The organism is Pedobacter cryoconitis, from assembly GCF_014200595.1.
Taxonomy (GTDB): domain Bacteria; phylum Bacteroidota; class Bacteroidia; order Sphingobacteriales; family Sphingobacteriaceae; genus Pedobacter; species Pedobacter cryoconitis_C.
In genome coordinates, this window is the sequence record NZ_JACHCG010000006.1 from 111,356 (window position 1) to 126,792 (window position 15,437).

General features: G+C 39.0%; 8 protein-coding genes. 4 read left to right on the top strand and 4 right to left on the bottom strand.

Annotation, left to right across the window (positions count from 1 at the left end):
• The first annotated feature begins 29 nt into the window (after positions 1–29).
• The 3 genes from HDE70_RS25000 (at position 30) to HDE70_RS25010 (ending at position 5,578) form a co-directional block, all read left to right on the top strand.
• On the top strand, positions 30–3,389 hold the full coding sequence (locus HDE70_RS25000) for a SusC/RagA family TonB-linked outer membrane protein (protein ID WP_183892169.1): 3,360 nt from the start codon (positions 30–32) through the stop codon (positions 3,387–3,389).
• A gap of 19 nt (positions 3,390–3,408) precedes the next feature.
• Entirely contained in the window at positions 3,409–4,734 is a 1,326-nt protein-coding gene (locus tag HDE70_RS25005; protein ID WP_183892170.1) for a RagB/SusD family nutrient uptake outer membrane protein, read from the top strand.
• Between the two features lie 91 nt (positions 4,735–4,825).
• The gene (locus HDE70_RS25010) at positions 4,826–5,578 is read left to right on the top strand and encodes a LytR/AlgR family response regulator transcription factor (RefSeq protein WP_183868534.1); all 753 of its coding nucleotides are present in this window, start codon (positions 4,826–4,828) and stop codon (positions 5,576–5,578) included.
• An 18-nt stretch (positions 5,579–5,596) separates the two neighbouring features.
• Here the strand turns inward: HDE70_RS25010 and HDE70_RS25015 are convergent, their stop codons facing one another.
• The 4 genes from HDE70_RS25015 to HDE70_RS25030 form a co-directional block, all read right to left on the bottom strand.
• Positions 5,597–7,378 (bottom strand): patatin-like phospholipase family protein, encoded by a 1,782-nt coding sequence (locus HDE70_RS25015; protein ID WP_183892171.1) that lies wholly within the window; start codon positions 7,376–7,378, stop codon positions 5,597–5,599.
• Positions 7,379–7,493: 115 nt separating this feature from the next.
• Entirely contained in the window at positions 7,494–9,563 is a 2,070-nt protein-coding gene (locus HDE70_RS25020) for a glycoside hydrolase family 2 protein (protein WP_183892172.1), read from the bottom strand.
• A 3-nt stretch (positions 9,564–9,566) separates the two neighbouring features.
• The gene (locus HDE70_RS25025) at positions 9,567–11,012 is read right to left on the bottom strand and encodes an alpha-L-fucosidase (protein WP_183892173.1); all 1,446 of its coding nucleotides are present in this window, start codon (positions 11,010–11,012) and stop codon (positions 9,567–9,569) included.
• Positions 11,013–11,201: 189 nt separating this feature from the next.
• On the bottom strand, positions 11,202–11,576 hold the full coding sequence (locus HDE70_RS25030) for a PEGA domain-containing protein (RefSeq protein ID WP_183868541.1): 375 nt from the start codon (positions 11,574–11,576) through the stop codon (positions 11,202–11,204).
• A 247-nt stretch (positions 11,577–11,823) separates the two neighbouring features.
• Between HDE70_RS25030 and HDE70_RS25035 the strand changes: the two genes are divergently transcribed.
• Positions 11,824–15,429, top strand: coding sequence for a BamA/TamA family outer membrane protein (locus HDE70_RS25035; protein ID WP_183892174.1), 3,606 nt, complete (start codon positions 11,824–11,826; stop codon positions 15,427–15,429).
• Positions 15,430–15,437 lie beyond the last annotated feature (8 nt).

Sequence of the window (15,437 nt, forward strand, 5' to 3'; positions counted from 1 at the left end):
TATTATCAAACACACCTAAACAACAAACTATGATTAAAAATCTACTGTTAATACTCTTCCTGATTGGCCTCAGTCTTTCAGGATACAGTCAGAAACAAACCACTATAAGTGGACAGGTTTTGGATCCGGAAGGATTACCAATACCAGGTGCATCTGTTTACGTGGACAAATCCACCATAGGTGAGCAGACCAATGTTACGGGAGTAATCCAGAATACAGCGATTGGTACCGTAACTAACTCTGAGGGTAAATTTACATTGGCTGTTCCTGAAGGTACGCCAGCCATTCGCGTAAGTTATATGGGTTATAGTTCTGTATTGGTAAATATTATCAATAAGACTAAAATTACCATCTCGATGACGAGTAATGACAATAACCTGGGCGAAGTAGTTGTGAACGGGTATACTGCGATTTCAAAACGTAAGAATACCACTGCAACAACTGTGCTGGACTATGACAAAGTCCGTCAGTCTGGTGTTTCAGGAATCGACCAGATGCTGGAAGGTCAGATTGCCGGTGTAGCAGTTACTTCATTGGGTGGAGGTCCATCGGGCGCACCTAAAATCCGTATCCGTGGTACAGTTTCATTGAACGGCGGACAAGATCCCTTATGGGTATTGGACGGAATTCCACTGGAGGGAACCAATTTGCCGAATAACCTGACAGATAAAGATAATATTGACCAGTTGCGTAACTTGCCAATTGCAGGTTTAAACCCGGATGATATTGCTGATATTACAATTTTGAAGGATGCAGCAGCAACCTCTATTTATGGAGCCAGGGCAGCAAACGGAGTGATTGTGATCACAACTAAAAAGGGGAAGAAAGGTCCGATATCAATAAACTTTAATGCCAATACATTCATCTCAGAACGTCCGAACCTGGATAAACTGAACTTGATGAACTCTACTGAGAAAGTTGATTTTGAATTAGGACTAGCAGCAAGACCAGACCTTCTTTACCGGAACAGTCAGGGTAGTGTGGCCAGAATTCTTAATGAGAGTAAAGAATTGGAAAACTACCAGACCAATGGTTTTTCAGCTTTAAGCCCTGCTACTCAGCAAGCAATTAACGCACTACGCGGAAACAATACAGACTGGGGTAAAGAACTTTACCAGACTGCGATTAACCAACAGTATAGTCTAAGCCTTTCTGGTGGAAATGACCAGGCCAATTATTATTTTTCAGGTGGCTATTATGACGAAAAAGGAACAACAATTGGAACAGGACTGAAAAGATATAATATGACTTTGAAGACTGATTTTAAAGTCTCTCAGAAATTAAAACTTGGAGTTGCAATTTTCGGTTCTAAATCAGATCGTAAAAACTACCTTGCAGACATAGATGGTTTTACCAACCCTGCAAGATATTCGAGAAATGTAAATCCATACCAGCAGGTTAGAAATGCGGATGGAAGTTATTCATATGACAGGGATATTTTCGGTACAAATAACCTGCGTGGTGATATTTATGTCCCTTTCAATATCGTTGAAGAAAGAAATAACACCCGTTATACTTTAGGAAATAAGAGTGTAAAGAGTATTATCGATATGGATTATCAAATCTTTAAAGACCTGAAATTCCATTCTGAGCTAGGCTTACAATTTGAGGAGACGGGCATTGAAAAATATGCAGGTGAAGAATCTTATTTCACGCGTAAATTCAGACAGGGTACAAGTTATTACAACTCTAAAACCAAGCAATACGAATACTTTTTGCCTGTCGGTGCAATTATGCAGAATCAGCAAACTTCTTTCTTTCAGTACAACTGGAAAAGTTTGCTGGAATACAAAAAAGTAATCAATGAGAAACATGAAATTGAAGCACTTGCGGGTACTGAATTCAGGAAAAATAACAGTGATGATCTTGCTACTAAAGCTTTCGGTTTTAACGAACGTACTTTAACCAATCAGAATATTCTATTCCCAAATTCAGAAAGGATAGATGATGATATTTATCGTGCCTACAAAAAGTCTAAATTAAGCAATGCTTATGCTTCTTTCTATGGTACACTTTCTTATACTTACGATCGGAAATATACGGCTTACGGAAGTATTCGTTATGATGGATCAGATTTATTTGGGGTAGATCCTAAATACAGATACCTGCCAATTTACTCTATCTCGGGTGCATGGAATGCGAATGAGGAAGATTTTGTTAAAAAAGCAAAATGGATCTCAAACCTGCGTTTCCGTACCTCATATGGTATCCAGGGAAATATTGATAAAAACACTACCCCGCAAATTGTCGGCAGATATAGTAGTGCAGATATACTACCAGGTGGTACACAAGAAACAATTAACGTAGAAAGCCCGCCAAATAATAAACTTCGCTGGGAAAAAACAACAACCTTTAATGCAGGTGTAGATCTGGGCTTATTTAACAATGCATTCCAGATTACTTTTGATTATTACAACAGGAACAGTAAAGATCTGATTGGCTTACAATCTTTGCCATTGGAAAATGGATTTGAATTCACCAACTCTAATTTTGCACAGGTAAAAAACAAAGGATTGGAATTGACTATTTCGACAAGAAATATCAGTACTAAAGGATTCCAATGGTGGACTGATTTCAACATCGCCCACAATAAAAGTAAAGTTACCCGTGAGATGGCCAGTGCTAATCAATTCACTCCATCAAGAGAAGGTTATCCTGTAAATGCTGTATTTGTTTTGAAAACAGCTGGACTGGATGCGAATGGAATTCCGCAATTTATTCAGGACGGTAAAGTGGTATCTGTAGAAAACTTCTATAAATTATATGATCCATATGCAGATTTCTTCCCTGGAAACGCTACAGCTTCTTCTTTAACTAACAAAGAATACCAGGGGTTATTTACTTACGCAGGTGATAGAGATCCTAAATATACAGGAGGTTTGATTAACCGTTTCCGTTTTGGAAATATTGATTTGTCTATTTCAACGATCTTTAATATTAGTCAGTTAATGACGATTACACCTGCTTATAATCCAGCAGCAGTTGACCGCGGAATGAATTTCTCTAAAGACATTTTAAACGCATGGACACCTTCCAATACGAATACCAATCAGCCTCAGATTTTTGATAGCGCGACTGGTGATGGTAGCCGCTGGATGGCTTATAACTGGTATAACAATACTGATCCTGGGAACTCTTACAAATCTTTAGATATTTTCGCTAAAAGAATGAGCTATCTGCGTGTAAACAGTGTCCGTGTAGGTTATACTTTACCAGCAAAAATCTCATCGAAAATCAAAGCGAATTCATTAAGATTTAGTGTCGAAGGCAGAAACTTATTCGTATTGAGCACAGGCTACAAAGGATATACTGATCCTGAGACTTATGGTAATATTTATGCTCAGCCTATTTCCAGAAGTATTTCAGTTGGTTTGAACGCAACATTTTAGACTTAAAAATAGATTCAAAATGAAGAAAATTATAAAATTATCTGCTGTTCTATTGGTGTTACTCACTCTGGGCAGTTGTAAAAAATATTTAGATATAGAACCTGTAGGAAAAGTTGTCCCTAAAACTGCAAATGATTTCAGGGATTTACTGAATACAGCTTATGCTGGATTCTCTACAAATAAATCACTTTTGGCCATACGCACAGATGAGTTGGCTATCGATGAATCTGGTAATGATATCGCATTTTATCGTGATATTTTTAAATGGAACGATGCTTCTCCGGACCCTGTGACCACCTCTTTCCAGTACCTGGAATTTTATAAAACTATATTTTATGCCAACGAGGTGATTGCAGAAGTGCAGGAGAAGGCAGGTAAAAGTGCAGAAACAGACCAGCTGAAAGGTGAGGCTTACTTATTAAGAGCGTATAGCCACTTTGAATTACTGAATGTATATGCGAAACCTTACCTGGCGGCTACTGCTGCGACTGATCGCGGGATACCTTTATCACTTAAAATGGATCTGGAACAAAAATATGCTCCTGCTACCGTTGAAGCTGTCTATAACCAGGTGATTGAAGATATTAATGAAGGTCAGAAATTATTAAATGTAGCTACCTTCGAAGCTGGAAAGAACTATCGTTTTACCACGCGTGCGGCACTGGCGCTGAAAGCGAGGGTTTATGAATTTAAAGGAGACTGGAACAATTCACTGGCTGCTGCACAGCAGGCTTTAGCATTAAACAACCAGCTGGAAGATCTGAATGTTGCGGGAAGTAAATTACCAAATCATTACCAGGCTAAAGAGAATATTCTGTCGATGGAAAAAACATTGGTGGTTTCTGTAGCGCAGGCATTCTTTATTTCTTCACACCTGCTGAATGTTTACAATCAGGCGAATGACCTTCGTTTTCCAATGTACTTCAGTAAATCTAGCAACGGTTATGTCTCTCAGAAAACAACGGGAAATGAAACTAAGATTTCTTTCCGTAACGGAGAATTATACCTGATTCAGGCCGAAGCGGCTTTACAAACTGGTAATACTGCACTGGCAACAGAAAGCTTACTGGCACTAAAGGCTAAGCGTTTAAAACCCGCTTATTTCCAAACAGAGCAAATCAGAATTCAGGCTTTGGCGAAATCAGATCTTTTAAAGGAGATTTATGCAGAGCGTGAAAGAGAACTAGCTTTAGAAGGTCATCGCTGGTATGATTTAAGAAGATACGGACAGCCCGCTTTAACGCATACTATATCCGGAACAACTTATACATTACAGTTAAACGATCCAAGATATACGCTGAGGTTCCCTAAGGATGCAGTCGTGAATAACCCAAATCTATTATAGATACCTATAGATTATCAATTGATACATTTAACTCCGGTCTGTTTTTGCAGGCCGGAGTTTTTTTTTACATTTACAGTTAAGCAATTCAAGCATGACTGTACTGATTATTGAGGACGAAGAACTAGCTGCAATTACCTTGCAGAATATGCTCGTGCACATCAATCCCGAAATACAGGTACATGCGATAGTCGGGACAGTAGAAGCTGCGGTAAACTGGTTACAACACCATCAGGCAGATCTGCTGTTTATGGATATCCATTTGGGTGACGGAGAGAGTTTCCAGATCTTCCAGAAGGTAGAAGTAAGCAGTCCGGTTATCTTCACCACAGCATACGATCAGTATACTTTAAAGGCTTTTAAGAATCAGGGAATTGATTACCTGCTTAAACCTTTTGACGAAGAAGATGTGCGTAGTGCATTAACTAAGCTGAGTAACATCCGCCAGACCAGCAGCATCAATACCCCTGCGCTGGTGCAAAAGGTGGAAGAGGTATTAGGCAAAACGCGTAACCGGTTTATGGTGAAGGTAGGTAAACTGATCAAAACAGTACCTGCCGATCAGGTTGCTTATTTTATGGCCGATGACAAGTATCTTTTCCTGGTCACCAAAGATCAGCAAAACTATATCATTGAAGAAACGATCGGCAGTCTGGAACTCAAACTGGATCAGGATAATTTTTTCCGGATTAACCGGAAGTTTATCATTCATATCAATGCAATCAAAGAGATGTATAAACTTTCACGGAACCGGGTCAGGATACATTTATCTCCAAAACCAGAAAATGTAGAGGTCGTTGTCAGTGAAGAAAGAGCAGAGGCTTTTAAAAAATGGCTTGACCAGTAGGCAATGTCAAACATAGAATCAGGATTTGTTGTATTGCCAGAATGGGGATTGATTAAAATCCCACCAGTCTTGTGCGAGCTTGTTTTGCAGTGCAGCCCAGTAAGGGTCGTTTTGATCAAATCTGAAGGCATAACGCAACAAACTATAGCAGGTTGTAAATTGCCCGGCTGCTATTAATGCAGCAGGCCTGTTTTCTGCAAGGTGGTTTTTGTCAAACCAGAGTGATGTATCCATTTCTGTTGCCAGTTCGGCTACTTGCTGCAAACACGGCGCGGGCTTCATCAGCTCGGTTAAGTTCATTTTTTTTCCATTAATCTGTACAGTCAGGTTCTTTTTATACCAGGGTTCACTTTTAAGATCTGCGATTCGCTGACAATCATTTTTAGGGCTCAGTGAGTAGATGGCATTCATCAGGGTGAACTGCCGCCAATGTTTTAGTTCTATTTGCTGCACTAAAGTTTCTTTTTCACCTTTTTTCAATAAGGTACCATCAGCTTTGAGCTTCCGTTCAGAAATCTTCTCAAATAATCTATCATATGATACTCTTCTTATCTTTTTTAGAAATACAATCGCAGAAAGATAAGCTACTGAGGTAGCACGTGAAATAATCAGCTGTAAAAGAACACTGAGCCGCAGGCGTAAGAAATAGGAGATGCGACCAAGAATAACGATACCATAGGTCTGTTTCTTATCCTGTACTTTTTGATAAGCGAAAAATCCGGTGATGGAAAAATAAAGGGTGGTCAAAAGTAAGGCAGCACTGATTCCTAAAAGTGAAAATGATAATTCAGTAAAAGTTTTAGTCAGTACCCCGGTGATACATAGTCCGGTGAACAGGATTAAAATAAGCAAATATTGAAGCAGGTTAAGCCTTTGCAGCCAGCTCTTTTTATTTTCTTCAGGGAAATTATAACCACTGGTATAGTTACTGCTCACATCACAGGTAATGTACAGATCATAGCCAAATACATTTCTGTTCTGAAGCCTTTCTTCTGCTTTTGTAAAAGAATCGATCCCCTGGTTATCATCAATTCCACCATCCATTAGTACAAAATGGGGGGGAGGGATGACGGGTTGTTCTCCTTTGTCTGGTGAAAAACGCGGGTCTGTTTTAATCGCAGCTTCCAGATCGCTTTTACTTAATTGGTTATAGGTGAAATCATTTGGAAATACGAAAGGTTCAAAACCTACCGGGAAACAGGAAGAGCAGGCTAATATATCAGCGAGCTTAATTTTCTTCAGGGTCTCCAATGCAACGCGCTCTGCTTTAAATCTAAGGAATTTATTTCCTGGCAGACCCGCATTCTGAAAACGAAAGAGCATACCATTGTCAAATTCGGTTGCATTGGCGCAAACTTCTTTAACCCCGTTTTTAACAGGTTTCCAGTAAATACCAAATACCTCTTCTTTAAAAAGCAGTTCATCGTAGGCAATTGAAAAAGCATTGATGATGTTCCTTGATTTATGAGGCCGTTTTTTCCAGGCGCTTTCAGCATTGAGAATTTTAAAAACACGGTCAATTAATTTAGTTCCGTGCAAAATATGCTTATTCATATGATCATAAAATTCATCGAAAGGTTGTCCCTTCCGCTGGCTGGCTGTATAGGCTAAATTTGTAATAGTCCCGCCCGAGGCAGAAGAAATGAAATGAACGAGGGAAGTCAGCTTTTTACCATCGATATAAACAGTCTCCATATAGGACAAACAGCCCAGTGAGTAAGATGCTGCCCGAAAACCACCGCCTGAAAAGCTTAATGCAATATGTTCAGGTTTTCGTGGTTGAAGCACTGAATATTCCATAGTGAGGTTGTTTTTTCTGGTCTTATTGATTAACGATAAAAGGTATGACTAATTTGAACAATATCAAAGAAAGGGCGCTGTTAAAGGTTTATATTAACTATTGATGTGCCAGCTCTTACTTTAAAACCCATTCTATCGTATCTGTAAAAGTTTTACTATCCTTTTTCGCAAGGGTTTTAATACTGTTTTTGCCCTTTTTTAAATGAACATCTTTAAAAATAAACTGTACGCTATTTGTACCCTGTATGGGTTGAACGGCAATCATTTTTCCATTTACAAATAATGCGGGCTGTCCGATATTTGAATAAACCACAACCGGGGTTACTGCATGTTTACGCTCCACTACACGGCGCTCTGTTAAATATAATACAGGATCTTTACTCCAGTTTGCTTTATACCAGTAAAAAGCGTCCTTTTTTAATTGACGATCAAAAGTCACCAATCCTTTCATATTTCGGGCTGGCATACCACCCCTGTTCCACATTGGAGTAGCAAAATCAAACATATTCCAAATATATGATGCCGCTATCCCAGGGTGTTTTGCAATAATAGGCCACTGTACCTCATGCGTTTTAGTCTCAAAGCTCTCAGGGTAAAATGCGGCCGTATAATCATAAGCATCTTTCAGGTCTGTTTGTTCCTGCTGTTGAAAAATATTACCATCTGCCCCATATTCAGTCAGAATAACTTTATGAGCAGGATATTTAGTCTCTATTTCCTTTGCCCAATCTTCTAAATTTCCAATCTTACCCTCATACCACCCGTAATAACGATTCATTCCCTGTATGTCGGCATTTAAATTAGTAGGCCGGTCCATTTCCCCATAACCACTTACGCTTACGGTATAGCGATCAGGGTCTTCTGTTTTTGCGATATCATTCAACTCGCGGGTCAGCACCGCAGGGAAATCTGAAGGAGTCTTTCCATAAACTTCATTATGTAAGCCCCAGACATAGAGCGAAGGATGGTTGTAGTTCTGCTTAATTAGTTCCATCAACTGTTGTTTTGCATTATCCGCCTCTTCTCCTGTACTGGTATTGACAAATGGAATCTCTGCCCAGGTTACAAAGCCCATAGTATCACAAGTGGAATATAAATATTCTGCCTGCTGATAGTGTGCAAAACGTATAGTCGTCGCACCCATCTCTTTGATGATATCTAAATCCTCTCTATGCTGTGCATTGCTCAATGCATTGCCAAATTGCCACCTGTCCTGATGTCTGCAAACTCCATGCATCGGATACAGCTGATTATTTAAAAAGAAGCCCTTTCCGGCAATAATTTCGAATTTACGCAGACCCAGTGGTTGCGTTACTTTATCAATAACATCATGCTTACGCAGCAATTTTGTGATCACTTTATAGAGATAAGGATTTTTTAAGCCATTCCATAGATGTGGTTTTTGTAACTGGAAATGCTGGACAAACTTTTGCCTGCCCTGCGTCGTAATTTTTTGAGGAGTCGTTTGCGCAGCTACAAGTTTTCCTGCCTGATCATAAAGCTCTGTTTTGATGGAAATATCCTGCCAGCTGGTTTCTATATTCTCAACTTTAACAGCGACACTCACCTCCGCAGATTCAGCACTGACATTTTTTTGGGAGATATAAATACCCGGAGCAGCATAATCTGTAGTCGTAATGTTCACTTTATTGGTCACCAGCAAGCTCACCGGACGATAAATTCCACCATAAATACCAAATAAGAAGTGATTGACGGGGATAATATCTTTGCGTGCCTTATTGTTCACTTTTACAAGAATTGTGTTTGCTTCTCCGATTTTTACCGCGTAAGTAATATCCAGACAAAAAGCACTATAAGAACCTTTATGCATGCCAACCAATTTTTGATTTACATATACTTGTGCCACTTGTCCAACTCCTTCGAAACGCAGGAATAAACGTTTGTCTTTGTATTCCCTGCCAAATACAATTTGCTTTTTATACTGACCTTCTCCCTCGTAAAAGTCTTTGGTGAGCTGCATATCGGTTGCATTCCAGGTATGGGGTAAGGTGACTTTTTTCCAGTCACTTTGTCTTTGGACGGTGTCATTTGTTTTGCTGAACATCCAGTCCTGATTAAAAGATATAGTTTTCCTTGCCTGTCCGGAACTGGAAAAACTGAGTGTGGAGAAAAGGCAAATAAAGGTTAAAATAAGATTTCCGGGTTTCAAATGAGGAGGTATCATAAACTAAGTTTTTGCTTTTTCATAGGTCTTGCTGTTGCCATCTGTTGATTTTGTTGTTTCCAGTACGATTACAAAAGGTTGCTTCTCATTGGTTGTTTTCAAATGGATGAAGCTTTCGTTTGCCTGAATTGCTTCGGGCATAAATGTCTGTTCTTCCTGACCAAGCCTGTAGGCTTTTAAAATGCTGGTTTGAGCAGGTAACTTAACCCTGAGCGCCCCTGATACAGGGACATTAAAAACAAGCATGTAAATTTTGTCAGTGCCTGTTTGCCTGGTGAAATATCCCCAGTTCTGAGTGTCAAGGCCGGCATACTCACAATTATAAATCGCTTCGTGGTTCACTGCCATCCAATTACCTGTCTCTTTAGCAATAGCCAGTTCTTCTTTGCGGATTGACCCCTCACCATCTGGTCCGAAATTCAAAACAAAGTTACCATCCAGTGAAACACACTTAGCCAGCATTTCCAATAGTTCATCAGTAGTTTTAATATGGCCTTCCCAAGCTTTGCTGTAGCCCCATTGATTTTCGGGAATTGTCATTACACAATCCCAGTCATTTCCATGAACATCATTGATTGTGGCAGGAATTTTACGCTCCCAGCCTTGTTCATAATCACCCATTAAATGTCTGTTGCTATCAAAGTGGCGTTTGCCATTTTCATCTGCACGGAAACGGCTTCCAATAATTAATCCCGGATGTAACTTACGCATTTCAGTTTCCAGACCGTCTGCAAAAGCTGCTTGTTTTGTCCAGGATTTATCCCAGGTTCCATCGAACCATAATCCTTTTATGGATGGATATCGGGTAAGCAATTCCAGTAATTGGTTACGGGTGAATTTTTTAAAACGTTCAAATGCAATACTGTCAGCTGGAGTCTTGATTTCGTAACGCCAGTCGGGATTATTCCAGTCCATAATGGAAAAATAAAGGATCACATCAATTCCAGCTTTATGATAGGCATCAACAAGTGGTTTGATAATATCTTTTTTATAAGGAGAGTTGGCAATGGTATATTTTGTATACTGACTTGGCCACAAACAGAAACCATCGTGATGTTTGGTAGTAATGGTTACATATTTTACACCCATTTGCTTTGCGGTTGCAGCCCATGATCCGGCATCAAATTTCGTAGGGTTAAAGTGGTTAATCAAAGAATCATAAGCCGGTTTTGGCATTCCATCCCACGAGCGTATCCATTCTGAAGCTCCATGATATATTTTACCGTTCCATTCTCCGCCTGGAATAGCATACAGTCCCCAATGAATAAATTGACCCAGGCCATAAGCGCGCCATCTGGCCATATCAGCATCTGTTCTGCGGCCAATACGGTGTGCGCCATGTTTCAGCATGGCTTCGCCGTTATTTATTACTGTTTGCTGTGTATAACCTATTTGATGAATCAGCAAGGTGATCAGGAAGATCAGTATGACTGGTTTAATGGACTTCATGCTCCGGCTTATTTAGGGAATCTATAAGCTAAACTAAAGAAAATGGAAAAAGAAGGGAAGACGGAAAATAAAATGTCTCTAAGATCAAACGTTTGTTTATGTATTTCAAACGTTTGAAATTGTGTTTTGATCAGAATCTGCTGCTCGGGAGCAGCAGATTCTGGTTGAGAAGTAACTTTAAATTCATGTCTACTTTTTGGCTTCTAATTTGATCACGTATTCATTTGGAGATACCCTGTTGACAGCTCCTGTCAATAGATCTATACCCCATGCGATAGGATTGATTAAGTTTAAAATTGCAACTCCATTGAATCCTTTTTGGGTAGCGATATCCTGTGAAATGAAACCGTCTTTTTTAACAGTAATTACTTCATTGTTCCCTTTTTTACTTACCGAGAATCTGGCAGGGGTTTTTCCTTTATAGGCATTGTTAACAAAAACTTCGGCATCCGGCTGATCAGAACTCACGGTTATTTTTTGTGTAGTACCAGTGAAAATTGTAGCACAACCAGATAATGATAAGGCAATTAGCGCTAAGGAGATTTGTTGTAGATTTTTATTCATATATTTTATTTGTATAATTATTAGTTTGTTTTTGTTATCATTTTTTGATAATTAATGAGTTCTTAAATTAAAATAACTCCTTAAAATTATGAATTTAAATTAACTAATCGTTATTTTTTAATTAAAAATGAAAAGATCCCGACTGTTGATTCCTGTTTAAACAAGAATTAAAAACCGTCATGTTTTAATCTTTTATTTTATTAGAAATGCTGTAATTTTATAACATCATATATAATGCTATCTGCCAATGAAAAATGTTACGCTCTTGCTCTTCTTTCTATTCAGTGCTGTTTTCGTTAAAGCACAGGATTCTCTAAAATACCGCGTCATCTTTATCGGTGATGCCGGAGAAATGAATGTTGCACAAAGAGAATCTTTGAAAAACGCAGCCAAACATGTAATTGCCGGAAAAACTACAGTGATGTACCTGGGGGATAATATCTACCCAAGAGGAATGGGTTTACCCGGAAGTAAAGAAGAAGAAACAACTAAACAGATTCTGCAATCTCAATTTCAGCCGATGCGTCAAATGGGAGCTGCGGTTTATTTTATTCCGGGAAACCATGATTGGGATAAAATGGGGCCGGATGGTTTGGCTAAAATCATACGTCAGGGAGAATATCTGGCTGAGCAAAATGACTCTTTATTAAAAATGATCCCGCCAAACGGATGTCCTGATCCTACAGCAATCCAACTCACAGACAATTTAACGATTATTGCTTTTGATAGCGAGTGGTGGTTATATCCTTACGCTAAACAAAATCCCGAATCTGAGTGCAGCTGCAAGACTAAAGATGATGTGATTGCCCGGATGCAGGAATTGCTGGAAGCTAACAGAGGGAAGATTATTTTATTTGCTGATCATCACCCATTGCAGAGTTATGGTGCGCATGGTGGATATTTCACTCTGAAAAATCATATTTTCCCTTTAACCTCGCTGAATAAAAACCTATATATCCCTTTACCTGTTATCGGCTCACTGTATCCTTTGTTGCGGTCTTCCTTTTTGAGCCCTGAAGACCTGAAGCATCCCTTTTATAAGGATATGATTAAAAAGATAAACGGGGTTTTCGGCGCTTATCCGAATCTTACTTATTTTTCAGGACATGATCATGGTTTACAGTTGATTAAAAGTGAAGAGCTTAATCTACAGGTTGTGAGTGGTGGCGGAGCTAAACATTCAGCCAATAAAAAGGGTAAAAACTCTATTTTTCAAGAATCAGAACAAGGTTATGTAATTGCCGATTTGCTGATGAATAATGATATGCGCTATGATTTTTACGTGTATACAGAGATTGGTGTCAAAAAGGTATACAGTTATACTAAACCTTTTGTACCTGTTCCCCGTGAATCCGGAAATACAGTTAAAGTGATCACAAAAGATAGTATTTCTATCAAAATATATCCAAAATATGATAGTGTAAGTAAAGTTCACCGTTTCTTTTTCGGAGAGAATTACCGGAAAGAATATGCGCTGGAAACTAAAGTGCAGGTAATCAGGCTTTCTGAGATTAAAGGCGGTTTGACACCGCTGCAACGGGGTGGTGGATTTCAGTCACACTCTTTGCGTATGGTGGATAAGCAAGGGAAAGAATGGGTATTAAGAAGTGTAGAGAAATATCCTGAATCATTGTTGCCAGAGAATCTGAGGGAGACTTTTGCGAAAGATATTTTAAAAGATAACATGTCCGCGCAGCATCCGTTTTCGGCATTAATTGTACCGGATATTGCTGAAGCAGTTGGTGTAGCACATGCTAATCCAATTATCGGATGGATTTCTCCGGATGCTAATCTGGGTAAGTACGGAAGAGTATTTGAAAATACGCTTTGTCTTCTGGAAGAAAGAGAGCCAACTGGTAAGTCTGATAATACTTATAAGATGTATAAGAAACTGGCTAAGGACAATGATTATACTTATGATGGGCCTCAATACCTGAGAGCGAAAGCATTGGATATTGTGATCGGAGATTGGGACAGACATTTTGATCAATGGAGATGGACGCTTGATAAAACAGGAGACAGAGAAGTTTATCAGCCAGTTCCACGTGACCGTGACCAGGTATTTTACTTAAGCCAGGGACTTATTCCAAGATACGCGCAGTCTTCTTATTTACTGCCAATGATTCAGGGCTATGAAAGAAATGTGAATGATGTAAACTGGTTTGTCTGGGAAAGCAGGGCTATGGCAACCCGTTTATTAAGTCAGTTATCAGAAAAACAGTGGATGGATATCATTCATACTTTTTGTGCGAATTTAACGGATGAGGTGATGGAGAAAGCATTAAGAAAACTTCCGGAACCGGGTTATTCTTTACGTCATGATCAGCTGCTGGCGCAATTGAAGGAAAGAAGAGCAAAACTACCTGAGATGATGAATGAATATTATCATTTCTTAAATAAGATCGTAGACATACAGGCGAGTGATAAAGGAGAGCTGATAGAAATTTCGGATGCTGCTGGTGGCGGATTAACAGTGAACATACACCAGTTATCTAAAAATAAAAAGGTGAAAGAGCAAATGTTCATCAAGACCTTTGATCCGAAAATTACGAAAGAAATCAGGTTATATACCCACAACGGAAATGATAGCCTTGTTATAAACAATAAAGGAACTGATATTAAATTACGCATTATCGGTGGTCATGGAATTAAAGCTTATCATTTAGAAAACGCTTACCATAAAGTAAAACTTTACGATAAGATTGATAGTGCTGTTTTTACGGGTGAAACCAGCAGATTTACTAAAATACTATTTAATGATACTGGCAATGTTTCTTATAAACAAACAGATTTATATCATAGAAGTATGTATTTGCTGAATGGAGGATTTAACAAGGATGATGGATTATCATTAGGCTTCTCTGTTAAATTTATGAATCCCGGGTTCAGGAAATTTCCTTATGGAAATACACAGCAGTTTTCTTTTATTCACTCTTTTAGTACGAAGGCTTTTAAGTTTGATTACCGCGGAGAATGGATGCACACTTTCGGAAAAGCAGATTTGATTTTGCAGGCCAGTGCTTATGCGCCGCACAATACACAGAATTTCTTTGGTGCGGGGAATGAAACCTCTTTTGATAAGTCTATTGATGGAATCAGCTATTACCGTGCAAGATTTAGTTTATACCAGTTTGATCCGGCATTGCGTTGGAAACGGCCAAAATCTTCCTTCAGTATCGGACCATCTTTTCAATATTATAGTTTCAACAAGGATGATAATACCGGGAGGTTTATCAATAACAGTGCGGACCTGCACTCATCAGATAGCCTGACTATCGCAAAAGATAAATTATATACAGGTGTTGTAGTTAATTTTATCAACAATACCCGGAACAATGAAATCCTGCCTTCTTTAGGAAGTTATATCAATTTGAAATTGCAGGGTTATACAGGACTAAATAAATATTCGAATACTTATGGTCAGTTTACCGGAAGTGTGGCCTTGTATAAAAATCTGGATAGCAGAGCTAATTTTGTGATTGCAGAACGTTTTGGTGGCGCAGTAACTGTGGGTAAACAACCATTTTATCAGTCTGCATTTTTAGGTGGAGAAGGAACACTGCTTGGCTTCCGTCAATTCCGGTTTGCTGGTGATCATAGTTTTTACAATAACCTTGAAATGCGTATTAAACTGGCAGATTTTGTGAGTTATGTATTGCCGGGACAATTCGGATTGCTTGGCTTTCATGATATAGGCAGGGTCTGGAAAAAAGGAGAAGACTCCACTAAATGGCACAATGGAGTGGGTGGGGGATTATATTTTGCCCCTGCTGCTATGACGGTTGTCCGTGTGGTTGCCGGACATTCTGATGAAGGATGGTATCCGTATATTGCTTTAAGTTTCCGTTATTAACAAGTGTT